Origin of the sequence: Leuconostoc mesenteroides subsp. mesenteroides ATCC 8293 (genome assembly GCF_000014445.1) — a bacterium.
GTDB classification, from domain to species: domain Bacteria; phylum Bacillota; class Bacilli; order Lactobacillales; family Lactobacillaceae; genus Leuconostoc; species Leuconostoc mesenteroides.
In genome coordinates, this window is record NC_008531.1 from 1,113,774 (window position 1) to 1,136,976 (window position 23,203).

General features: G+C 38.2%; 27 protein-coding genes. 20 read left to right on the forward strand and 7 right to left on the reverse strand.

What is annotated here, in order from left to right; genetic code table 11:
• Position 1: 1 nt before the first annotated feature.
• Positions 2 to 517: a hypothetical protein gene (locus LEUM_RS05430; RefSeq protein WP_011679856.1), complete on the forward strand. Its 516-nt coding sequence runs from the start codon at positions 2 to 4 to the stop codon at positions 515 to 517.
• A 55-nt stretch (positions 518 to 572) separates the two neighbouring features.
• Here the strand turns inward: LEUM_RS05430 and LEUM_RS05435 are convergent, their stop codons facing one another.
• Positions 573 to 827, reverse strand: a complete 255-nt coding sequence (locus tag LEUM_RS05435; RefSeq protein ID WP_242824513.1) for a hypothetical protein — start codon at positions 825 to 827, stop codon at positions 573 to 575.
• A gap of 26 nt (positions 828 to 853) precedes the next feature.
• Positions 854 to 1,633 carry a ParA family protein gene (locus LEUM_RS05440; protein ID WP_011679857.1) on the reverse strand — a complete coding sequence of 260 codons (780 nt, stop codon included), beginning with the start codon at positions 1,631 to 1,633 and terminating at the stop codon, positions 854 to 856.
• A gap of 370 nt (positions 1,634 to 2,003) precedes the next feature.
• Between LEUM_RS05440 and LEUM_RS05445 the strand changes: the two genes are divergently transcribed.
• The 15 genes from LEUM_RS05445 (at position 2,004) to LEUM_RS05515 (ending at position 17,168) form a co-directional block, all read left to right on the forward strand.
• Complete coding sequence (locus LEUM_RS05445) at positions 2,004 to 2,333, forward strand: hypothetical protein (RefSeq protein ID WP_004915939.1); 330 nt, start codon at positions 2,004 to 2,006, stop codon at positions 2,331 to 2,333.
• Entirely contained in the window at positions 2,333 to 2,986 is a 654-nt protein-coding gene (locus LEUM_RS05450; protein ID WP_011679858.1) for a hypothetical protein, read from the forward strand. The genes LEUM_RS05445 and LEUM_RS05450 overlap by 1 nt, the downstream gene beginning before the upstream one ends.
• A 2-nt stretch (positions 2,987 to 2,988) precedes the next feature.
• Positions 2,989 to 4,944 carry a type IV secretory pathway, VirB4 protein gene (locus LEUM_RS05455; RefSeq protein ID WP_011679859.1) on the forward strand — a complete coding sequence of 652 codons (1,956 nt, stop codon included), beginning with the start codon at positions 2,989 to 2,991 and terminating at the stop codon, positions 4,942 to 4,944.
• 1 nt (position 4,945) lies between these two features.
• Entirely contained in the window at positions 4,946 to 5,140 is a 195-nt protein-coding gene (locus LEUM_RS05460; protein ID WP_004915944.1) for a hypothetical protein, read from the forward strand.
• A gap of 3 nt (positions 5,141 to 5,143) precedes the next feature.
• The gene (locus LEUM_RS05465) at positions 5,144 to 6,394 is read left to right on the forward strand and encodes a phage tail tip lysozyme (RefSeq protein WP_041775241.1); all 1,251 of its coding nucleotides are present in this window, start codon (positions 5,144 to 5,146) and stop codon (positions 6,392 to 6,394) included.
• 12 nt (positions 6,395 to 6,406) lie between these two features.
• Positions 6,407 to 6,832: a glutaredoxin family protein gene (locus LEUM_RS05470; RefSeq protein WP_011679860.1), complete on the forward strand. Its 426-nt coding sequence runs from the start codon at positions 6,407 to 6,409 to the stop codon at positions 6,830 to 6,832.
• Positions 6,833 to 6,834: 2 nt separating this feature from the next.
• Positions 6,835 to 7,392, forward strand: coding sequence for a hypothetical protein (locus tag LEUM_RS05475; RefSeq protein ID WP_011679861.1), 558 nt, complete (start codon positions 6,835 to 6,837; stop codon positions 7,390 to 7,392).
• A 2-nt stretch (positions 7,393 to 7,394) separates the two neighbouring features.
• Positions 7,395 to 7,991, forward strand: coding sequence for a hypothetical protein (locus LEUM_RS05480; protein ID WP_011679862.1), 597 nt, complete (start codon positions 7,395 to 7,397; stop codon positions 7,989 to 7,991).
• Between the two features lie 163 nt (positions 7,992 to 8,154).
• The gene (locus LEUM_RS05485; protein WP_011679863.1) at positions 8,155 to 8,778 is read left to right on the forward strand and encodes a Type 1 glutamine amidotransferase-like domain-containing protein; all 624 of its coding nucleotides are present in this window, start codon (positions 8,155 to 8,157) and stop codon (positions 8,776 to 8,778) included.
• 162 nt (positions 8,779 to 8,940) lie between these two features.
• Entirely contained in the window at positions 8,941 to 9,330 is a 390-nt protein-coding gene (locus LEUM_RS05490) for a hypothetical protein (RefSeq protein ID WP_004901735.1), read from the forward strand.
• Between the two features lie 15 nt (positions 9,331 to 9,345).
• On the forward strand, positions 9,346 to 11,484 hold the full coding sequence (locus tag LEUM_RS05495; RefSeq protein ID WP_011679864.1) for a hypothetical protein: 2,139 nt from the start codon (positions 9,346 to 9,348) through the stop codon (positions 11,482 to 11,484).
• Positions 11,485 to 11,494: 10 nt separating this feature from the next.
• Positions 11,495 to 12,376, forward strand: a complete 882-nt coding sequence (locus LEUM_RS05500) for a sortase family protein (RefSeq protein WP_011679865.1) — start codon at positions 11,495 to 11,497, stop codon at positions 12,374 to 12,376.
• A gap of 65 nt (positions 12,377 to 12,441) precedes the next feature.
• Positions 12,442 to 14,460 (forward strand): SspB-related isopeptide-forming adhesin, encoded by a 2,019-nt coding sequence (locus LEUM_RS05505; RefSeq protein ID WP_011679866.1) that lies wholly within the window; start codon positions 12,442 to 12,444, stop codon positions 14,458 to 14,460.
• Positions 14,461 to 15,071: 611 nt separating this feature from the next.
• Positions 15,072 to 15,989, forward strand: coding sequence for an IS30-like element IS1070 family transposase (locus LEUM_RS05510; RefSeq protein ID WP_011679867.1), 918 nt, complete (start codon positions 15,072 to 15,074; stop codon positions 15,987 to 15,989).
• Positions 15,990 to 16,142: 153 nt separating this feature from the next.
• Positions 16,143 to 17,168 carry an IS30 family transposase gene (locus LEUM_RS05515; protein ID WP_011679868.1) on the forward strand — a complete coding sequence of 342 codons (1,026 nt, stop codon included), beginning with the start codon at positions 16,143 to 16,145 and terminating at the stop codon, positions 17,166 to 17,168.
• A gap of 411 nt (positions 17,169 to 17,579) precedes the next feature.
• Here LEUM_RS05515 and LEUM_RS10365 read toward each other — a convergent pair whose 3' ends face one another.
• Positions 17,580 to 18,053 carry an NUDIX hydrolase gene (locus LEUM_RS10365; RefSeq protein WP_011679869.1) on the reverse strand — a complete coding sequence of 158 codons (474 nt, stop codon included), beginning with the start codon at positions 18,051 to 18,053 and terminating at the stop codon, positions 17,580 to 17,582.
• A gap of 142 nt (positions 18,054 to 18,195) precedes the next feature.
• Between LEUM_RS10365 and LEUM_RS05525 the strand changes: the two genes are divergently transcribed.
• Both LEUM_RS05525 and LEUM_RS05530 read left to right on the forward strand, forming a co-directional pair.
• Positions 18,196 to 19,113, forward strand: coding sequence for an IS30 family transposase (locus tag LEUM_RS05525; RefSeq protein ID WP_011679870.1), 918 nt, complete (start codon positions 18,196 to 18,198; stop codon positions 19,111 to 19,113).
• Positions 19,032 to 19,658: an HAD-IIIA family hydrolase gene (locus LEUM_RS05530; RefSeq protein WP_242824514.1), complete on the forward strand. Its 627-nt coding sequence runs from the start codon at positions 19,032 to 19,034 to the stop codon at positions 19,656 to 19,658. Before LEUM_RS05525 ends, LEUM_RS05530 begins: the two co-directional genes overlap by 82 nt.
• Positions 19,659 to 19,700: 42 nt before the next feature.
• Here LEUM_RS05530 and LEUM_RS05535 read toward each other — a convergent pair whose 3' ends face one another.
• The 3 genes from LEUM_RS05535 to LEUM_RS05545 form a co-directional block, all read right to left on the reverse strand.
• Positions 19,701 to 20,039: an ASCH domain-containing protein gene (locus tag LEUM_RS05535; RefSeq protein WP_011679872.1), complete on the reverse strand. Its 339-nt coding sequence runs from the start codon at positions 20,037 to 20,039 to the stop codon at positions 19,701 to 19,703.
• A 52-nt stretch (positions 20,040 to 20,091) separates the two neighbouring features.
• On the reverse strand, positions 20,092 to 20,706 hold the full coding sequence (locus LEUM_RS05540; RefSeq protein ID WP_011679873.1) for a cadmium resistance transporter: 615 nt from the start codon (positions 20,704 to 20,706) through the stop codon (positions 20,092 to 20,094).
• 132 nt (positions 20,707 to 20,838) lie between these two features.
• Positions 20,839 to 21,252, reverse strand: coding sequence for a cytidine deaminase family protein (locus tag LEUM_RS05545; RefSeq protein WP_011679874.1), 414 nt, complete (start codon positions 21,250 to 21,252; stop codon positions 20,839 to 20,841).
• 220 nt (positions 21,253 to 21,472) lie between these two features.
• Here LEUM_RS05545 and LEUM_RS05550 point away from each other — a divergent pair, with 220 nt between their 5' ends.
• Together LEUM_RS05550 and LEUM_RS05555 are read left to right on the forward strand one after the other, a co-directional pair.
• Positions 21,473 to 21,901, forward strand: coding sequence for an HIT family protein (locus LEUM_RS05550; RefSeq protein WP_011679875.1), 429 nt, complete (start codon positions 21,473 to 21,475; stop codon positions 21,899 to 21,901).
• A 72-nt stretch (positions 21,902 to 21,973) separates the two neighbouring features.
• Positions 21,974 to 22,414, forward strand: coding sequence for a DUF2000 domain-containing protein (locus LEUM_RS05555; protein ID WP_242824515.1), 441 nt, complete (start codon positions 21,974 to 21,976; stop codon positions 22,412 to 22,414).
• Here the strand turns inward: LEUM_RS05555 and LEUM_RS05560 are convergent.
• Complete coding sequence (locus LEUM_RS05560) at positions 22,406 to 23,182, reverse strand: AraC family transcriptional regulator (RefSeq protein WP_011679877.1); 777 nt, start codon at positions 23,180 to 23,182, stop codon at positions 22,406 to 22,408. The two genes, LEUM_RS05555 and LEUM_RS05560, sit on opposite strands and share 9 nt — an antisense overlap.
• Positions 23,183 to 23,203: the final 21 nt, after the last annotated feature.

Here is a 23,203-nt window from a genome sequence, read left to right on the forward strand (position 1 = left end):
GATGGAGAAAATTAAGCTAAATAAAATTTGGATTACAATTGTGGTGATTGGAATTATCGTTATCGGAATTTTGTTAGCCATGTTGCACCAACAAAAACAAAACAGTCCTGAGGCACAATCATCAAGTTACGTGTCAAGTGCTAAGGCTTCATCCGTCTCAACCTCGGTTCAAGACAAGAACAATGAAAAAGCCTATGCTAAAAAAGCTGCAAAAATGAGTGGTCACGTCCTGGAAATAAATGGAAAAGAGTATTTTACATCATGGACAAAAGCCGATTTCCAAAAATGGGCTAACTCCTATATGTCAATGAATTTGGATGATCGGCATAAAGATGGTGTGAAGGAAAGCTTTGGCACATCTACCACTATTGAAAATAGCGATACTCAAATGCTATATCCTTTAGATAATTGGGCTAAGGAAATACAAGATAAGGGAACCCCGTCAAACTACTTTAATACAGTGAAAGAGTTCAATAAACAATACCCAGGTGTTAATCCTGATGATATAAAGAAATAGCTAATCTAAAAGGCGGTGATTACTTAAAAATCACTGCCTTTTGTTTTGTTCTAAATTATTTTGATTGATTTAAGACTTGTTCTAATACTAGATCTACAAAGGCACTTGATGAGCGGAATCCTTGTTTGGTTGCTAATTTCTCAATGCCTTGTTTTATTTCAGGGCGAATGGTGTAAGTCGTTTGTATTTTACGACTACTATGATTTGAAGAAGGTAGTTTGAATCCGTCTCCTAGCGATACCTCTGATTGTGGTTCGTCTCGACTAAAGGCATCTGCCATTTGTTTTTGAGCGCTGGCTTCATCAAACATACGGGAGTCTTTTTTATCGTAATCCATTATTTCACACTTTCTAATAGCTTTTGATAAGCATCATAAATTTGCTGCAGGGTTTTCGGGTTGCGCTTGGCTTGTTCTAAATCAAACACTGGGGTTTTAAGCATGGTTGAACTATTAAACACTTCACGCTCATTTAAGACAGCGACAAGGTTTTCAATTTGGTCAATAAGTTGCCCAAACTCATGACTTGAACGGGTATTATGCTTTACACGATTTGCAAGGTACAAAACTTTCGCTTCAATCAGTGATTCGCGTGTTCTAATATCAACGGCATCATCACGGAACTCTTTCATCCGTAAATCAAATTGTTGTTTTGATTGAATAAAACCATACTCTGAGGGTTCTAGTGGCACCACAACATAATCAGAAACGGCAATCATATTCTTCGTTAACGTTCCGAATTCTGGATGGGTGTCAATTAGAATATAGTCATAATCTTTGATTTCCTCAAGGTGATCTTGAAGCCACATCATCATCAAAAAGTTTTTATTATTCTTTGATTGTAATGTACCTTCTAATTCGTCTAAATGAGGGCTAGCAGGTAACAAACCTAATTGTGGGGTAATTTGTCTAATTTGGGCTAAACCGCCTGTAAAGACGTCATATAGCGTATTTTTATTAGTATAGCTTTCATAGGTAGAGGACAAGTTACCTTGATAGTCTGAATCAATTAACAAAACCTTGTAGCCTTGTCGAACCAGAAAACTTGCAAAGTTAAATGTCATCGTTGTTTTACCAACGCCACCTTTAGATGCTGAAAATGTAATTGTTTTACTCATGATGAAGCTCCTTAGTTATTTTATTTGTCAAAACGAAATAACGATGAAACCATCAATCCAGGCATGTAAAACTTGTTTACATATATATATTATATCATACGTATAACATGTATATCAATATACTATACTTTAAATATAGGTAAAGGTATGTTTGTGTTATAAGATGAATATATACACATCTATCAATATCTTATATAGATTGGATACACAAAAAGATAACAAGCAAATCATTGTCTCCTGTTCGTGCAGGGGCTTTTTCTTTGGCTCAGGAAAAACCATTTACCTTTATGACATTCTTTCGATACCTTGTACACTGACCACAGATTGAACTTCAATCCAGGCAAAAATAACTTGTTAAAGGAGAAATTATATGTATGAACACTTTACCCCTGGACGCAATATTTGGAAGAAAGTGTCACGGTGGATGTTTTTCACGATGGAACGAATCTTCGTATTAGTCATTGTTTTTGGGATTACTTACCTGATGATTAAATCATTCTATCCCTACAATATTGGCAAGTATGGGCTGATTCTAATTGTCAGTAATGCGTTACTAGCTGGCTTTTTAATTTTACCTAGTCCAAGTAACCCAATGGGTCTCATGTATCAAGAAATCCTACGTGGCATCTTAAAGTCCAGCAAGCACGCCACAGGTGATCTAACTGCGATTACTGAAAACAAGAAACGAGAGGAAAAATAATGGGAATAAAAGCTAAACAAGCACAAAAGGGAAAGGGTTTAACAGTTGTCAAACAAGCACTTGATAATCGCAAACCAATTCCAATCTACTTTGCTTTACCTTATAAAGACATTTTGAATAAAAAAGGGCATCCAATTTTATTGGCAGATGATACATACGCTGACATGCTCAATTTACCTGGAAAAGATTTGGATTTCCTGAATGCTGAAGGCGATAAGAGTTCCAACGCCATTATCGCTGACTTTCACCAGTTGCTATCAGTTTACGTGGAGGACTTTGATATTTTCATTAGTCAACTACCCGCTGACACGCGAATCCAGCAAGCTTCATGGGGACAAGAGTTAGTGAGAGTGGAAAGCCAATTGAATAGTGTTGACCTAGATGATCGTCATTATCAACAATTGTTAATGATGCGCCAAACTATTTTGCAAGAAATTAATATTGAAAAAAATGTGGTCGGTGACATTAAACATCAAGAATATACCGCTGTGATCTATGGCAAGACGTTAGCTGCCTTAGATAAAAATCGCCGTGACTTTATGGCACACGCAGGCATGGCGTTTACACCTGAGCCAGTCTCAATTAATCGTAAAAAGATGGTCATGTACCAAATTAACAATCCTGGGGAAACCTTAGAACTGGAGGAAAAATAAGCATGCGCACAAGTTTAAATACAGCAAAACGTTCCGCATTGAAAGCACGCGGCTATAATTTAGAACTCATTGAGGAAGTTCAAAACCCTAGTGGCATTGAATTTCATACCACTTACTTTGATGATGGTATGGCAAGTAGTGCCATTGTCAATGTCTATGACTATCCCAAGAATGAACAGTTACAAGGCTGGTTCAAAGAGTTAATCAATCACAAGAACACCATTGTAGACATCAAGATTGGGACTGAGAACAAGTTTGAAGTGCAAAAAGCACTTGAGACAGCTACTAACACGTTGCGTAGTAAGGCACGTAGTGAAGTGACCTCACAAGGTGACGCGTTGGAAGCCGAACAAGATGCTGACATTACACTCCAAGACTTGAATGAAGCCCGCAATGGTCGTGAAATTTACAAACGTGTCTACGTTAGATTATTGATATCAGATGTTTCTCCAGAAGAATTACGTCGTCGTGTTAAAGAAATTCAACAACAGCTTTCTAACTACCGCATGAAAGTTTATCCTTCTGAGCAATTAACCCACTTCCAACAGTTCTTTATGCCAGCAATGTCAATTGAAAATCAAACGATTAAGGACAAAGGGTTCCCAATGAAAGCCTATGCTTTAGCTGGTTCTTATGCCTTTAATCAAACCTTTATTGCACATCCTCGTGGTTCATACATGGGCTTAACCATGCAACGTGGTGAAGTTATGTATGATCCTAGCTACAATGACCACCGAACACAGTTAACCGCTTATAACCTAGTTGTGGGTGGAGAGCGCTCAGGTAAAAGCTCGTTTGCCAAAAAGAACTTGGGGCCATTAGTTTCTCGCGGTGATACAGTTTGGGTATTTGATAAGTCTAATGAATGGCGTGATCTAGTGAATTACTATTACGGTGTCACTCTGACGCTTGATGGTAGTCAAAACATCATTAATTTGATGCAAGTGTTTGGCACTGTCCTTGATGCAAATGGCAATGTTGATGTCATTGCAAGTTTCAACCAGCATCGTACAAAAGTGATTACGTACTACGCGACACTTAATCCACAAGCCGACAAGAAAGAATTAGAAATGTTGGGTAACCTAATTACTGATTTCTATGTTGAACGGCGTATGTGGTCATTGTCACCAAAAGACAACCCGCAAGATTTACGTGTAATCGGGCTACGAAATGAAGCCTATCCAATTCTCGAAGATTTTCAAACCTTCCTAGAAACCCGTAACATGCTGACGCGCAACATGACACAGCCTGCCGTAGAACGTTTGGATAACATCTTATCGACAATTAGCAGCTTAATACAAAATCATGGCGACATGGTTAATGGTGTAACGACCATGCCTGATCTGTCTGGTGAGCGTTTGATTCGTTTTGATACTAGCGGTCTTTCAAGATTTGAAGATGATCTCTACAACGCGCAATATTTTACCATTTTGTCTTTGATGGAAAGCTACATCACGATTAATGGAACACAACAACGTGAGCGCATTAAGCGTGGTGAAGTTTCAACTCAGGCCAACGACAATGGTAATCCACCAAAATACTTCTGGTGGATACAGGATGAAGCGGATGATATTTTCAATGCTAAACATTCATTAGGCATAACCTTTGGCGATAACATGATGGCACAACATGGTAAAGATTTTTTCGGGATGTTTGCTATCTTCCCAGGACTCAAAAACGTTGTGCCAACGGGTAATGCCTCAGACACTGAGGCTAGTCGTGCCGCATCTTCCTTCTTCGGCCGATTCCCAAAGCAAACGATTGGACGTCTATCAAAAACGGATACAACCCGTTTACGTAGTGTGGTGAGTGAAACTAATATCACTGATGGTCAACTACAAGCGTTACAAGGATTGGATCAAGGTGATTTCTTAATGAACTTGGTGGGTAAGCAAGCTACGTTCATGCACGTTGATCTTAATGACTCAGAAATTAATTTGTTTGGTGGAGGACTGTAAGATGAAGTTGCCACATCCATTAAAGAAGGCGCGTGATAACCGTGAAAAAATGAAACAAGAGGCGCAACAAATCGTTGAAAACTATGACAAAGGTCAAAAGCCTCAACCAGTGGATAACAAAATTATTTGGTATGTCATTGGTGGTTTTGTTTTTGTTTTTATTCTCAAAGGCCTCAGCCTTTTAATGGGAGGTTAGACCATGTTAGAACGTTGGATGCAAGATAAAAAGCGTCGCTTGTATGTCATCATCGGCATCATCACTACAGCAATTCTGTCAATATCAGTTATTGCCTTAATGTGTGTCATGGTCTTTTCAACACAGAATGCCAATTGTTGGAATGATGATACAACCATTGATGATGGTGGCACTTCAATCGGTGGCGATTGGAAAGATCCCAACTCAGCAACGCACAAAGCCATACAACATGCAATTGACCGTTTTCATAAAGAAATTAAAATGTCAGGCGACAATATCGCTGCTGCAATTGCGATTGGTCTTAGAGAAAGTGGCTTTAATTCGAAAGCCGTCAATCCGGCTGGCTCGGTAAAAGGCATTTGGCAGTGGGGTGCTGGAGGTATTAACGGAAATCGCTATGGTGACACAGCTGATACAGTGCAAGCACAAGTTCAACTGGCAATCAATGAATTGCATAGTAGTCATAAAGCAACTCTAATTGGCTTAGCGGCCGCTAACAACATTAACAGTTCAATGGTGGCTTGGGATACAAAGTTTGAAGGGGTCGGAGAAAATGATCCACAACGAAAAGTCGCCGACACCGCAAAAACTGCCGAAGAAGTCAAAAAGGTTTTCAAACTAGATTATGCAGGTGATATTGATGTCTTTGATGGCGGCAACAACGACTCGGGTTCTAGTGATACCTCAAGCGATGCCAATTCAAGTGCTATGTCTGATGCCTCATGTGACACAGGGTTGGATACCAACACAGATGGCTTACCAGTTAAAGGAAAATACAACATAACAGGTGGCTATCCAAACTATGCAGGCCTAACAGGCGCAGAACATTATGGTGTCGATTTTCAAACCGTCAACCACACTATGACTGGTGGTGAAAGTAATGTGTACGCTGTTCATGATGGCACGGTAGTAGCCAAAAGCTTTGATAGCGTTGGGGGTAATTGGCTAGTGATTAAAGGCACTGACGGGGTGTTTACCTATTACGGTCACGCACCAACTCAGTCAGCCATTGTTGTCAATACAGGTGATAAGCTTTCTGCTGGTCAACACATTAGTCATGAAGGACAAACTGGTGAAGCAACAGGTATTCACGTTCACTTCGCCGTACAAACAAAAGATCAATACAATTGGGCGCCCGAAAGTAAAGGACTAAAATCCCCTGGACTTTATCTCAAGTTACCCGCAAAGGCAGGTACTAACGTTGTTATTCCTAGTGGGCCATTTGATTCTAGTACAGGCAAAACAGATAAATAGGAGTATTCAAATATGAATAAATTAAAGAAATGGGGCATTGCAGTGTTCTCTTTAGCTGTCATTGCGATATTGACTGCGATTGGTGGAACTTATTACTACAACACAGAGGTGAATGGTTATCCAGATACCAAGAACTTCGCTGACAAGATTGATCAGTTAGATGGCAGTAGCAAGCAAAAGACAGTCTTAATCTTCCATAAGCCTGGTTGCCCTGACTGTAAGAAAGCGCGTAGAACGATTAAAAAGACGATCAAGACACATCAAAAGACAATTGATTATGTTGTCATCAACGTCAAGAAGTCTGATGCACAAGCATATCTTGCTAAGTACGGCGTGACACAAGTACCCACAGTGATTGCTTTAAAAGGTAATCAAGTGATTGACAGTACCAGTTCAAACAACAACAAAACAATTGCCAAAGTGGTCGCAGGAGATTAACCATGACAAAATTCAATTTAAAATGTGTTTACGCGTTTGTGTTAACGCTTGCTTGCCTGTTTTTAGTCCAGCAAGGACTTAGCTATCAACGCACGGTCAAGAGTGTGAATATCGTGCATCAAGAAATCAAGGCAACAAAAGCTAAGTCAAATCAGTATAGGGTTCAAGCTAAACAACTTGATAAGGTTAAAACCGCTGATATTCGAGATATGCAAAACATTCAAAAAATTGGCAATACATTTCTCAATGAAATGTTTGCGATCTTACCAAAGTTAAATAAGTCAGATGCTAAAAGCAGTGTAGCAACCGATGACGTTGTGTCAGCTTTTCTAGGGGCAACGTTTGGTGGTGATGTGGATGAAGGTGTGCCAACTTTTCATTTAGAAAGCAATGATATTGTCTATTTCAAAGCAGCCGATGGCTCAGGTCTAGGATTTGGGACGGTTAAATATAAATTAGGCAAAGAGGAAACCAGCACAACACTATTGATGCACATTGAAAATGGCAAAATTACAGAACTCCAAACGGGTGCTGTAAAAGATACCTCAGGAAGGAAATAACCTTGACAAAAGTAAATAAAAAAATAGCCTTATTGTGGGCTATTCCAGTGTTGATGGTGGCTGCTGGACTGGGTTTTTGGTTAGCTACTCAAGTCGCTGTTAAAATGCATCAAAGTGCATCAAATGAACTAGCCGTGCAACAAAGCAAACTCATCAACAAGAAATCAAAGATCGGTACGATACTGGATTCAAAGCAACCTAATGTTTCGGCTGCCTCTACTTTGCTTGATAAACTATTTACTCTCGATTGGACAATTGCCTCTCAAAAGGAATTTGATGCTAAAGCCAAACAGATGACACCTTATGTGACTCAGGAGGTCGTCAAAAATAGTTTAGATTTCAAGGCTGATCCCGATAAAATGATTACACAGACAGGTGTGGTAATGACTTATGATCACATGGATTTCTTACCCACCTCAGCAAGTGCCACAGAAGTGAAGGGGAAGGTAATTGTTTTTGTTAAAAGCCATCTCAAGGACTCGGCAGATGCCACCACACGTTTTGTCTATAATGTCAGCTACAATCCTAAAACAAATCTCGTGACACAATTAGACCGCATCGGAACTTATCAATTACAAAGTGACAGCAGTGTGTTGTAGCATAAAATAAATAATCAACATTTTTTGATTAGATTATAAAGCTCATTTTCAAAATTCTTATTCACAAATGTTTGATAAATTATAAATTTTAATTTGTGCTATAATAATATTCTAATATATCTTATATAAATTAACATTTTAAAGAAGAAGGATTTTATTAACAATGAATAAATTGTTACTTACTGCTTATGGATTTTCAACACCAAAAATTATAAATGTTGCTCAAAAAATGATTCAAGAGAATAAAATAACAAAGGCTTGTATTATTTCCACATCTTGGCCAAAAGAAAAACAAAAGCACCCTCAGATGCAACAAATAAAAAGAGATCTCCTCAGCATGAATATACAGCAAGTAGATTTCTTAGATGTGGAATTTGAAGATGCTAACAAACTCTTTGATTACGACCTAATTTTTCTGAATGGGGGCTATCCATTTTACCTTTTGCATTTTATCAAAAAAAGTGGTGCTGATCAGATTTTGAAGAAAATAAACCAAAATGGAGGACTTATATTCGGTTTAAGCGCCGGTTCAATTATTTTAGGCCCTTCCATAGCTCTGATGCAGTACCTTTATCCAGAAGATAATCAGTTTAATGACTCGAATTTAGATGGCCTTAATTTAACAGATATTCATGTGTATCCACACTTTAAAGAAATGCTAACCCGCGATCCCACAATAAAAGATAAAATTAATAAATATGAAAATGAAACCGGAATTAACATTACAAGACTTAATAACGACCAAGCCTTAGCAGTTAATAACGACACTCAAACTTTTTTGGATTGAGTGTCGTTGAATTATTTTTTGTAAATTAACTAAAGCTCATCCCGTTGGATGGGCTTTTTTGTTTGCCTCAGGAAAAACCATTTACCTTTATGACAATTTTTTGATTCTTGTTATTCTGTGCGTGTGTTGATAACACAACAAAGAAAAAGGAGGACTTTTTGAATGAAAAAGTCAAATGCACATAACAAGTTTCTATGGGAGCGTCATCCGATTTCACGCTTACAACAAACATTAGCGGGATTGGTTGCTTCATTACCAATGTGGCTACCGACTGTTGCCTCAGCGGATATTGGTGATGCTGCCAAAACAAGTGGTTCAAAGGTCATCACAATTCTTTATATTGTGTTGATCGTTGTTGGCGCTATTTGTTTATTGATTGGTTTCATCATGCGTGCTACTGGTAATGAACAGATGGCGCAAAAGAGTAACAGCAAGCTAATGCACGCCATGTTCGGTATTGGTGGTGGTGCCTTAACTGGCCTACTGTTGACATGGATTTGGCAAACTGCCACAACTGCTGGTGGCGGAAACGTCATCAACTGGCCATTCTAGACGGGGGAATAAAAGATGTTTGGGAAGAAAAAACAAACTAGTATCGGTGATCCATTTTTTACCCGCGTTGAACAAACTGAAATTGATTTCAATGATGAGGTGATTCAAGACCTGGCTGAAAAAAGTGGGATAAGTGAAAGCTGGCCGAATGTATCACTGTCAGGGCTACAACAATTCGCTGCTGGTTTGGTCAATGATGTGGTGCGTGCAGGTGATCATGATGTTCGTTTAGGCAATGTCGTCTACTTTATTACAAACGAAAAAGGTCGTGCTGAGCCAACCGGATTAAGTTGGGAAAGAGCGACACTAACAGCAGGGTTTGAAAACATTGTTGTTAGTACCGCTGATCATATTTTTAACGACACAGAAATTCGTCAAGATGAAGATATGACTTATGAAATTATTGTTGAGGCCTTACAACCTCTGATGGATGCCGTGCTTGCAGATGGTAGTCTGTCATCAGATGATTTGCCAGATATACCTTCTGAGGAACAGTTTAGACAAGCGCGTGAAACTGGTGAAGTCCTAACAGTTGAGCCTAATAAGTTCCAACGCACAACGATTGAAGTAAAGCCACTGGTTCAAGCTGTTGACAATGAAACTAGTGACCAATCAGAGGAAAAGGTCGTAAAGACTGTATCTGCTATTCCTAAGATAGTTGAACGGCCAAAGCAGCCTGCAAGTGGTGACATAGTGAAACCAATTGTTCAAGCTGTTGTTCCGACTCAAGACAACTCAGAGGGTGTCATGACCGAAAATGATCCCACACAGAAGTTAGTTGATCGTGTCAACCTGGCACCAAATGCATTTGAGATGAGTGATGTCAAAGCTGATTTACCTGCGGAACACCCCGATTACGTGGTTAGTCGTTTGAACGCAGACAAAGCCAAAGCAAATGACTTTCTGAATGATACCAGCAACATTTACACGCAAAAGATACGCAAAGCGATGTCCGACTTGTTGAAGCAAGAACAAGCAAAGACTAAAGCAGCAGTTGAACAGTTACGTGACACTAATGTTTCTGAGACGGTTGATGCACAAATGAAAGAAGAACGGGCAACAGAATTTGAAACACGTTATGCACAAGCACATCGGGCTCGTGAAGCAGGTTATCGCACGGCTGTGGAAGATGAGAATGCGCGTCATGATAATACACTCAAAACGCTTAAAAGTGAGTTTGTCAGCGACCTAGAGGCTTTGAAAGTATCTGTTAATCAAGAGCTGGATAACTGGTTTATAGAACGTTCAAAAGACTTGCAAAGTAATCTTCAAGCCACAGTAGACGATCAGGTCTCAGAAGTGACGTCACAAGCGCAAACAGAGACGCTAACCAGTCTTAAAGCTTTGCGTGATGAGTTATTAGCTCAAAACACACAATCCTTGCTAGACATGCATCAAAAGCTGGAAGAAGACATCAGTAACAAGCGGGCACAATATCAAGCTGAGCATGAAAAAGCAATGATCAGTGCCACTGAGTTGGAAAGTGCTAAAACGCATGCTGGTAGCCTCAGTGAACTTGAGCAACAAGTCCAAATTTTGAAGCAAACTAATTTAAACCTCGAGCAACAATTAAAAGGTAAAGATGCTGTCAATAATGATGAGGTCTCACAACTCAAGCAACAGCTACAAATGCTTCAAAATGCGACCAAAACTCAGACTCATGATGAAACTAACCAACAATTGATGACTTTGTTAGCAGCGCAAATGAAGCAGCCTCAAGTTGAACAAAAGAAAACAAGTGCTTGGCAATCAGCGGCGATTGGTGTTTTGGCTGTTCTGGCTATCGGTGGTGCGGGCTTTGGTGGTTATGTAATGGCCCAACACAAAACAGATAGCGCCACCGCACAATCATCAAAAGCAGTCTCTGCGAGTAGTCACAATGAAGGCAGCGCAACCGTAACCTTAGCACCTAAATCATCTGAGGCTGGTTCTTCTTCAAAGGTTAGTGCTTCAAGTAGTCAATCAAGTTCGTCTAGCTCATCTAGCTCACAAGCTAACAGTTCTTCTACGTTAGCTGACCGTTACCATGTCGGTGAAGACGTTGATGCCACAATCAATGGTCAAACCGTCACAGCTAAAGTCGTTTCTGTACAAGACAAAACCATTACAGTGCATCATGATGGCTACGATTACGTTGTACCATTTGACAATTAGGCGGTGAACTATGGCAATCAACATTGAACAAGTCAAGCGCCGTCGAACGACAGCGCAACCTAGACGTCCAAATTTCCATCGTTTGAAAAGGCACCATCCAATTCTAAAAACACTGTTATTAGCCATGATTGGCATCTTAATTGTCACCGGCGCTGTGATTTACGGTAACCATACGCAGTGGCAAACAGCGCAGAAGGTTCAAAAAGCTAGTCATAAGGCTGTTGCTAAAGCAAAAAAACAACCTGTTGTCAAAGCAAGTCAAGTCAAACAAGTGGCGGCACAGACAAGTGTCAAACCTGATTACTCAGGGACTGGCGGTTTAACTAGCAAAAAAGATATGTTAAAACTAGCCCAAAGCAATCAAGCTGAAATCCTACGTGGACATGTGGCTGTGCCAAGTTTTAGCATTAATGAGCCAATCTATGAAGGCACAAGTAACCACGTCTTAGCCATTGGTGCGGGCATGAATGCACCCAACCTAAAGTTTGGAACTGGATTAGTCCCAATATTTGCTCACAATATGGGTGATTATAACGCCGTGTGGCCATACCATCCTACCAAGTTTAGTACGCTACAAAACATGACTGAAAAAACCATCATCGGGAAAGATATTTATCTCTCTGATGGTCATACAGTTTATCGTTATAAAGCGACCAAATTAGATTATGGTATCGCTGTGGGCGTGATGAATCAAGAACTAGCTGTTGAGAACACAGGCAAACCAAAGGTTAAATTGATTGTTTGTTTGGAAGATCAAGAATTTTGGCAGCAAGTTAAAGCGAGTCACTACACAAATTTCACCGCTAAAAAGCGAATCGTGCTGACGGGTGAATTAGTTGGTCAACAATCAATTAATTCCCTGGACAGCAATTTAAAGCAACAACTGCAATAAAACTTATTAAATAGTAAGGGTAGCAAATCACCACCCTTCAAAAATCGGAAGAGAGAATATTTATTATGTCACATAACATTAAACACAAACTACGCCATCGTATTTTTGAAGGCGCAGCCATTGCCACGATTATGATTCCAATGGCTTCACCAATCATTGCACATGCCACGGATACCCCAACACCTGTTAGGCTCTCTTCAACTGGGACGAAAGTGAAAATTGATGACGCAGATTTGCAAAAAGCCATTGCTGATGCCAAAACCGCTGGTGTGGACTTAACGCAAGAAAAGACTGATACACAAACAGTTAAATCTAGCGAAATAGCATCCGCCAAAAGTAAGATCACTGACACCTACAAGACACAGGTTTCAACGCTTGAAGCTGCTACTAAAAAGCAGACCACCGCTAACACTGACTACGCTACCAAAGAGGCGCAGTATCAAAAAGATTTAGCTCAGTATAACAAAGATGAAGCCGCCTATGAGGCAGAAATTGCTAAACATAAAGATGATACGCCTATCGCTGACAAGAATGGCATCAAGGTTAATGGTGATTATAATGAAGCTGGTAAAGGCTCACTAGATTACTACAAAAATTTTGATGTTGTCGTTGATGGTTCAAAGGTGAAAGACTTTGCATCTGTTTCTGATTTAGGTTGGAACAAAGATAGTAAGGTCACTGCAATTGGTAAAACACAAGTTTTGAATACTGACAGCACAAACTTTAATGCCCCTTCAAAGGATATGTACCTAATTAAGGATTTCAATAAGGGACAACAGTTCAAGATTGTAAATGTTGGGACTGATAAGATTACAGGTAAAAAAATCAACGCGATCATTACCTTTACCAATACGGTTAAAAGTACCGGCTCTGATTCACATTACCTAGCCGTTGGTAAGCAAGATATGGATGGTCAAACTAATGATTCTGTCCGTTTTGAATATCTTAATACCGATGGGGTCAAGACTAAAATCAATTATGAATACTCTGATGGTAAAGCGGCCAATTTGGTAACCGCGTTCGCCATTGGTGACGTTGATGTCTTACAAGGTATGCAGACTGACTATGGTAATGTCACGCAATTGAGTCCCAAAGACAATGGTCTAGAGATTGACAAGAATGCCCCTTCTGGATTATTCGGCACTTATACGACAAGTGCTGCTGGTTTGGACGGTTTTAACGACACACCGCTTGGAACGGTCGGTTTAGTAGGAACTGGTTCAAGCTTCACGTATAACTTCTTTGATGAATACACTAAAAATGCCACCAAAGCAGATACGACGGCAAGCAATGTTATTACCGAAAAGGGTGGCTTGGTTAATGCCTGGAAGGCTTTGGGAACACAATATAATCTATTTGGTTCCTCTGCGGCTCTAAATGTAGTGACACCACCTGTTAAGCCAACACCACCAACAAAGGAAACGGTCAAGGCTAGTTACAAGCTCAGCGAATTATACACAACGCCAGAGCCACACAAGTCAGAAACAGATGATAGTGGTAAGGACAACAACGGTCAAAACGTTAAGCCAGGTCAAACTTTGAAATACAAGTTGACGTGGGATTTGAAAGGTTTAGAAGCCATTGACGTGGATAAGGATACTTTGGCTAAGGGCTTGTCATTCATGGATGATTATGATGAGACTAAGCTAGATATTACTGATCAAACTAAAAAAGATTTCACTGTCATTGATGCTAAAACACAAAAGTCAGTGATGGATGAACTCCAACAAGATTGGGATATCAAGAACGGTAAGTGGACATTGAAGGCCAAGAACGTGCAAGACTTTTTGACTAATCATGCAGGTCATGAATTCACAATCACGTTTAATCCAGTGATTAAAAAGGATGCCACAAGTACGGTGACAAACACTGCGGTTCAAAAGGACTTTGGTCAGGATTTTGATACTGAAACAGTGAAGAATCTAATCACGCCTGATACGCCAAAGCCAGATACACCATCAACGCCTAATACAAGTTATGGTGAAGCGCCAAAGGGTTGGTTATATGGGGCGATTGCAGCGATTGCATTAGCAGGCGCCGCATTTGGGTTCCGCAAGCCAATCAAGAAGTGGTTCCATAAGTAACAACAAAGTACAAGATTAAACAGTGCCTTAGGGCATTGTTTTTTTGTTTCTCCTTATCCAGAGATAAAATAATGAACAATAAACCTTGTTTTGTTCTTCACAAAGTGGTATATTAAAAGTGTTCAGAGGGGGTATTGACATGTGATATTGACAGTCTGTTTTCCTAAACATATCATTTCTTTTTTGAAAATTATCACGTCTCACTTCACGAATTTAACAATATCTCATGGTCTCTCAGAACATATTTCTTAAGTTAAACAGTGAATCTTTACTCCAGGTTGACTGCGCAAATAGAGCCGTCCTTTGATGGCTTTTTTTGTGTGTGATTTTGAACAATCATACTTGACAAGCCAAAAAGACACGGCAAATTGATGGTTATAACATTAAACCGTTAGTACAATAATATTAGAAAATATAGATCAATAACTTAGGTAAAAGCAAGTCTATTATCTATATCAATACAAGTATACACGTCTACATACGATAAACATATTGATGTGTATGTTAGCATATATATGGTAGATTGTAAAATTAAACCGAACACTTGAATAAAAAAGCCGCAGCGCCTTTAATGGTAATTGCCTAAAATAACCATAAAGGAACTGCGACTCATGACTAGTTTATCATCTCAAGAACGCACTGTCATTCAAACTTTACTCGAATTGAATTATTCTGTTCGTGCCATTGCGCGCTTTATTAAACGCTCTCCTTCAACCGTTTCGATTGAAATTCATCAAGTTACACCCTATAAAGCTGAGATTGCTCATGCGTTGGCATTGAAAAAACGTCATCTACGTGGTCGTCATGACACGCTAACACCAGCTATCGCTGTCTTTTTGAATCACCACATTGGTATATTGAAGTGGTCACCAGAAACCGCTGCGCATGTTTTAGGGTTACCTTTCAAAACGATTTATAATTGGCTCAATGCTGGTCGACTCAAACTATCATTGGCTGATTTACCTGACAAAGGTATCCGTCAAAAGCGTCAATCTGATGGTAGACGACAAGTATTTGTGCATGGTCGTTCGATTGAAACGAGACCTGAAAGTGTGAAAGCACGACAAACCTTTGGACATTTTGAAGTTGACACCATGCAATCGGGTAAAAGACGTGGCGATGTGCTGGTGACAATTACTGAAAGACTAAGCCGGCAACATATTGTGAGGCAAGTTAGTGGTCGCAATAGTCAGGCAGTGACACCAGTCTTAATTCGTTTTTTTCAAGGGATCAAAAATGCCAAGTCAATCACTGTTGATCGTGGGCGAGAATTTGCAAAATATAACGAAATCGAGCAAAAACTAGGCATTCCAGTCTATTTTGCGCACCCGTATTCACCTGAAGAACGTGGGAGTAATGAGATATTAAATCGATACGTCCGTCGTTTTATACCGAAAGAACGTAAAATTGAAACAGTTAGCGCCAAAGAATTAGATCAAATTAATCATTGGATCAATGCGAGACCAATGAAAACACTCAACTGGCAATCACCACGAAAGGTTTTTCAGCAGTTTGCAGTGTTCGGTTAATTCTTTCAATCTACCATATATATAAACTATAACAGCATTAAAACGTTGATACCAAGCTATTTGCGCAGTTATTCACTTTTGTTTTTCTTAACATTTAAACTATTGACCGAATGTCATTTTTATAGTCTTATTGAGAGAAGGAATAATTGCCACATGACTAAGAAAAATCCAAAATCAAAGTACGCTCGCTTAGATTTTAGCGAGCGTGTGACGATACAAAATATGATAGATGACGGCAAAACTAATGCAGAAATTGCTCGTAAACTAAATCGTCCTCGTGCAACCATCACACACGAACTAAAACGCAATGCACGCGTTATTATTTGGCGTGGCAAAACCAAGATATTACGACATACATACGAACCGGTACAAGCAGCTAGACGCGCTGAGTATCACCAGTCAAAGTCACATCATTCACAGCCAAAAATTACGCCAAAAAAACGTGAAAAGATTGATTATTATCTCAAAAAGAAACATTGGTCGCCAGAACAAATTGCACATGGTGTGCCACGAATTGGTGTTTGCACACGAACAATCTATAACTGGATACTTAATCGCAACCTGAGTGCGACATTAAATGATTTACCGCTTAAAGGCAAAAGGCGCAGGCATCTTAGGGCAAAACCAGTTAATCCAGAACATAAACGGATGATGATTGAAACACGTTCAATACACAACCGTCCAGAAGTCATCAATAATCGTTCAACATTTGGTCATTGGGAAATTGATGGGGTGATGAGTCCTCAAGATTCCCAATCTTTCGTGATCACATTTGTGGAACGAAAAACACGTTTTATGGTTGGTGTCAAAGCTAAGAGTAAGAGTTCAGATGATGTCAAAACAGCCCTAGATACCTTTATGTCAAGGTTTGAAAATGTTTGTGAAAGCATCACATGTGACCGCGGCACAGAATTCACCAGTAGTTTATTTATTTATAGCATTGAAGATACATACGGTAAAAAGTTATATTACGCTGATCCACAATCACCAGGTCAACGTGGTACAAACGAACGCATGAATCGTGAATTAAGGCGTGTATTTCCTGCTGGTTATGACTTTACTAAGATTACCCAACGTAAGCTTCAAAACGCCATTCAGGACATTAATGAGCGTCCTAGAAATGTGCTCAGGTTCAAAACACCTGAAAAAGTCTTTACCAAGCGAATCATGGTAGCTTAATCATCAATAGCTGCTAAAAATCGCTAATTGTTAAGACAGTGCAAAGTCAATAGCTTTGGGCTGCATTTTTGCGTATAATAATAACCAGATAAACACGAATTAAGTGCTTGATTAGCTTAAAAAAGTCAAAATGGCAATGCAAAAACTAAATATGCGACCAACATTAAACATCAAAAACAAATTATGGTAGTGGAAATTTAGAAACGCAAAACCATAAACAGCACAAAAACAGTCTTTGTAATCAGATTGTAAACAAATCCGCTATCACAACAGCGACAACGGATTAGGCAAAATAAAATCTATTTTTTTAGATTATTTGTTACTTTGAGGGTTGACAAATTCAGTTCGTCTTTTAGTTAACATAATATATATTATCGAAAGTAAATATTTTAAAATAAAAATTATAATTACCTACACTATCAATTGTTTATACAACGCTTTAAGAATATACCAATCTGAGTAATCAATATTTGCCATATTTAATATCTGAATAAGTGGAATCCATTGCGTTTTATTATTTTCATCTTCACTGGCATTATATATGAACTCTTTTGAGACAGAGCTATTAACATGTGAAACATAAACAACCCTAAGATGCTCTCTTTCATTTGTGGATCTTTGAACTGAAAAGGAATCCAAATACGCAATGTGATTCAAATTCAAGTGAACCTCCTCACTGGTTTCTCTGAGAGCTGCATCTATTGGCTTTTCTCCTGGTTCAATATGTCCTGAAGGCAGTTCCCACTGTTCCCGCCACGTATTCCATCCCACGAGTACTTTACTATCATCCAGTATAATAACGGTGGCGCTTGAAAGAATTGTCTGATTTTGATGGATTAATGATTTGTAGGAAATATTTTTTTGTTCCATTTTAATTTTATTCATTATGCTTCAGACCCTCATGAATAAGCTGTATACTAAAAATATGAATATGGTAGATTGTAAAATTAAACCGAACACTTGAATAAAAAAGCCGCAGCGCCTTTAATGGTAATTGCCTAAAATAACCATAAAGGAACTGCGACTCATGACTAGTTTATCATCTCAAGAACGCACTGTCATTCAAACTTTACTCGAATTGAATTATTCTGTTCGTGCCATTGCGCGCTTTATTAAACGCTCTCCTTCAACCGTTTCGATTGAAATTCATCAAGTTACACCCTATAAAGCTGAGATTGCTCATGCGTTGGCATTGAAAATACGTCATCTACGTGGTCGTCATGACACGCTAACACCAGCTATCGCTGTCTTTTTGAATCACCACATTGGTATATTGAAGTGGTCACCAGAAACCGCTGCGCATGTTTTAGGGTTACCTTTCAAAACGATTTATAATTGGCTCAATGCTGGTCGACTCAAACTATCATTGGCTGATTTACCTGACAAAGGTATCCGTCAAAAGCGTCAATCTGATGGTAGACGACAAGTATTTGTGCATGGTCGTTCGATTGAAACGAGACCTGAAAGTGTGAAAGCACGACAAACCTTTGGACATTTTGAAGTTGACACCATGCAATCGGGTAAAAGACGTGGCGATGTGCTGGTGACAATTACTGAAAGACTAAGCCGGCAACATATTGTGAGGCAAGTTAGTGGTCGCAATAGTCAGGCAGTGACACCAGTCTTAATTCGTTTTTTTCAAGGGATCAAAAATGCCAAGTCAATCACTGTTGATCGTGGGCGAGAATTTGCAAAATATAACGAAATCGAGCAAAAACTAGGCATTCCAGTCTATTTTGCGCACCCGTATTCACCTGAAGAACGTGGGAGTAATGAGATATTAAATCGATACGTCCGTCGTTTTATACCGAAAGAACGTAAAATTGAAACAGTTAGCGCCAAAGAATTAGATCAAATTAATCATTGGATCAATGCGAGACCAATGAAAACACTCAACTGGCAATCACCACGAAAGGTTTTTCAGCAGTTTGCAGTGTTCGGTTAATTCTTTCAATCTACCATATACTAAATAATTATACGGCCGTTTTTATCGATCGTGATGGTACTATTGGTGGTAACGGCCATTATCAGTCACTCAATGATTTCGAACTTTTTCCTTATGCGCTTTCTTCAATCGCAAGATTAAAAGCACATGGAATGAGTGTATTTGCGCTATCAAATCAAACCCACATTGAAAAAGGCGATATGAACTATTATGACTTCTTCAATTCACTGATTAAAATGGGGTTTGATGATGCGTTCATTTACCCTCATTCCGAACAAACAAACTGTAATTGTCGAAAACCTAAAAAAGGATTAATTGAACAAGCTCATCGTAAATACAATTTTCAAAACAAACAATCCATCATTATTGGTGACCGATTTTCATCAGATATTCAATTAGCTCAGAATTGTCAAATGTTGGGTATTCATGTTGCAACAGGTAAATTCGAACCTCAATATTTTATTGACAATCAAAATCAACAAAAAAAGAATATTATTACAGTTCAGAACCTCGAAAGTGCCGTAAATTACGTTCTTAGTAATTAGATAATAATATCATTTTTGAAAATATTAACTACTACTTACTGATCAATCACCCAACAACATTTCAATAGCTAACACCCCGTAATGTCTCTCCTGTTCGGGAGTATATATTTCATAAGTATCGTTAACTATTTTTTCGATATTATCAGTTGAATTACTACCAACCTTTGCACCATTAAATTGCGCATAGAGATCAGCAAACGTAGTGAACTTGTATAATTGTTTTACACTAACCATTATTTGATTGTTATTCTCTAAATCAGTAAATAAGATTTTATGCCCAATTTTTAATTGTGCTCGCTTCTCATCATAGAGTCCTATTTCAATTGTTTTTGTACCCCGCTGCACTAAAACAAATTGATCGTGATTTAATCCCATTAACATAATTACCTTCTCCATCTTAAATGCCATTACCTATCATTATATACTAAAGGTTTTAATAGATTAACAGTAATAGGTGCTGAAGAGTTCCGGCTTCTACTAAGACATATAGCCCTAATGAAACATACACAATTAACTGAACTAAATCGCCTTGTTTACCAAAAAATGCCTTTACGATTGGTACGTTTACCAACTTATATGCTGCCACAATCACAGCCGTCAAGATAATAATAAACAGGACTAAAATGACCGGTAAGATTTGAACATTTAGCATCGTAAAATATGGTATATATAGTGCCATATTATCGGCGCCACAGGCAGAAAAAGTGATTACCAACACGTTCCAAAGAATAGCGTCTGGTTTAATTATCTTTAATTTTTCTTCTATCTCTTCCCCTTCGTCTTCTTTACTAAAATACCCCCTTACCCCGATTATGATCGGAATAATACCCAACAATCCAAGAAGCCATTCCTCCGGAACTTGCTGTAATGCAAGCGCAATAATAATTGAAGTAAGTACTAGTAATCCATTTCCTAAGTACGCGCCTAAAACAACTAATTTCGTATCATGTTTTGTACTATATTTTCCAAAGAGCAAGAGTAGAACAACAAAATAATCCGTTGTTGTCCCTATATAAGAAAAAATTGCTGTCAATACATCTTTTAACATAAAAGTCTCCTGATTTATACATGAATTTATTTTCATGTATAAATAGTAACATACTTACTGGATTTTACAAGTGTTTATTATGATATCAAAAAAAGAAACCAAATTTTATTGGTTTCTTTTTGCTTAATATCATCATTCACGCATATGTCCCCACCACTTAGGTAGTAGCTCTTTCAAGGTAACAGACTCTCTATTGTCATAATCTACCATAATTTCAGTATTTTCGTTTTCTGAAGAAAGTTGCATTAAAAATTCACGGCAAACGCCACATGGCATACCCGTAATACCGACTGGAGCCTCATCTCTAAAAGCAATGAGTCGCTTTATTTTAGTTTGATCGCTATTTAAATACATATTCAACGCAGCTGTTCTCTCGGCACAAAGGTTCATTGTTCCACATAGACCTTCAATACAAAATCCAGTATATATATCGCCATTTTCTGCCTCCAAGGCACTAACAACATGATGCGCATAGATAAATTCATTTACTTCTGTCGGACGATACTGTTTTTTAGCAGCTTCATATAGCTTTTGCCAAATATCCATTTTATCAAACCCCTTTACATTACTGAGGATATTATAACACATGCCAAAGAATTGAATTAAAGTTACACATACGCTCTTATGATAAATATGTGTGGCTTTCAAATTCTCAGAATATTTTGTTTTAATAATTCACTCGTTTAAGTCATGATATAATGGTCTAAATAAATAACGAAACTCAGGTTGTAAAATGAATAACTGTGAAATATGCCGAAGAATAAAAATGATTGAAGAAGGCACTAATCCTTACTTTGTTGCTGAACTAGAAACAGGGTATGTTGTTATTGGTGATCATCAATATTTTGAAGGATATACTTTGTTTTTGTCTAAAAAACACGTAACCGAGCTGCATTATTTACAAACAGATTTCAAACGCAAATTTTTGGAAGAAATGTGTCTTGTTAACGAAGCCGTTGCGCTAGCTTTTGACGCTGAAAAAATGAATTGTGAACTACTTGGTAACGGCGACGCACACGTCCATTGGCACTTATTCCCTAGGCACAAAAATGATACGCCAACACCAGGGCCAGTTTGGTGGTTAAACAGGAAAATCATGTTCAATGAAAATAACTGCCCAACACAAGAAAAACTTACGCAACTAAGAAACAAGCTGTCTAGGGAATTAAAATTAGTTCTTCGTAAAAGTATATAAAAAAGTTACGTCTTTGCTTAAATAGCAAGTTTATACAATACCTTCTTTTTAGAACATGTTTTAATAATATACATGGAAAATTTTGCAAAGAAGGAAAAATTAAAAATGAAAATGAAGTGTGTTGTAATAGTAGATCCTGAACTGCCAATTGGTCTGGTTGCCAATACAGCAAGCATATTAGGTCGTTCATTAGGAAAAGCGCATCCTGAAATCAACGGAGAAGATACTTACGATAAAAATGATCAACTTTACCCTGGCATTGTCAATATCCCTATTCCTATTTTAAAAGCTGATTCAAATAAAATTAACGAGATTCACCGTCAAGCTAACCAGTATGAAGAAATTGAGGTTATTTCGTTTGTGGACGTAGCACAACAAGTCAATAATTATGAAGAATATAAAGCAAAGCTCAAGCAGAGTACAGATGAGGATCTTAACTTTTTGGGGATTTGTTTATATGGCAGCGAAAAGAAAGTCAATCATTTTAGCGGCAGCTTACCAATGTTAAGATAATTGTAATTGATACTTTTTTGGTGAAACACCGTGATATTGCTTGAAAAGTTTGTCAAAATGACTTTCGTCAAAAAAACCATTTTGATGAGCAATTTCCGACATCGACAAATTTGTATTATCTAACAAGTCCTTCACAGCTCTATTCATACGATAGTTCATTAAATATTTTGCTGGTGAGATATGAAAAGTTTCTTTGAACAAACGAGTAAAGTAATATTTACTCAATCCTGATATGTTAGCTAGTGTCTCTACTTTACACTCACTATGAAAATTATTAGAAATATAATGTTGAACACTTTCGAATCGTCTAGTCTCCATATTTTCTACTGAATTCACGGTCCAAAAAGATAATATTTCTTCATCATCGAGTACATTAATGATTTTCGTCAATATATTCGTAGGAGACAGTTCATATACAGCAGAATCCATAATCATTTTAACCTGCTGCATTTGCCTGCTAGTTAATTTAATCGTCATTGGTTGATTAAACTGATCTTCAAGTGCATTCGATGCTATATATAGCATCGTGTAGCGCCAGTTCACTATGTCTATTGGCTGACACCAATGGACTAACTGACTAGGAATAATGACCAAAGTATTCTTTTTAATGTGCCTCACTTTATCAATATTTGCAATACAACTGCCACCTTCAACAATGCCAATCGATAAAAAATCATGATATTGATATCTTGCAGTTTGAAGTTCGTGTGCGCATCTTTTTATAATTAGGCTCTGATTTACAAGGCTTCTACTGTAATTAATTGTCATACGATATATTATATCCTAACT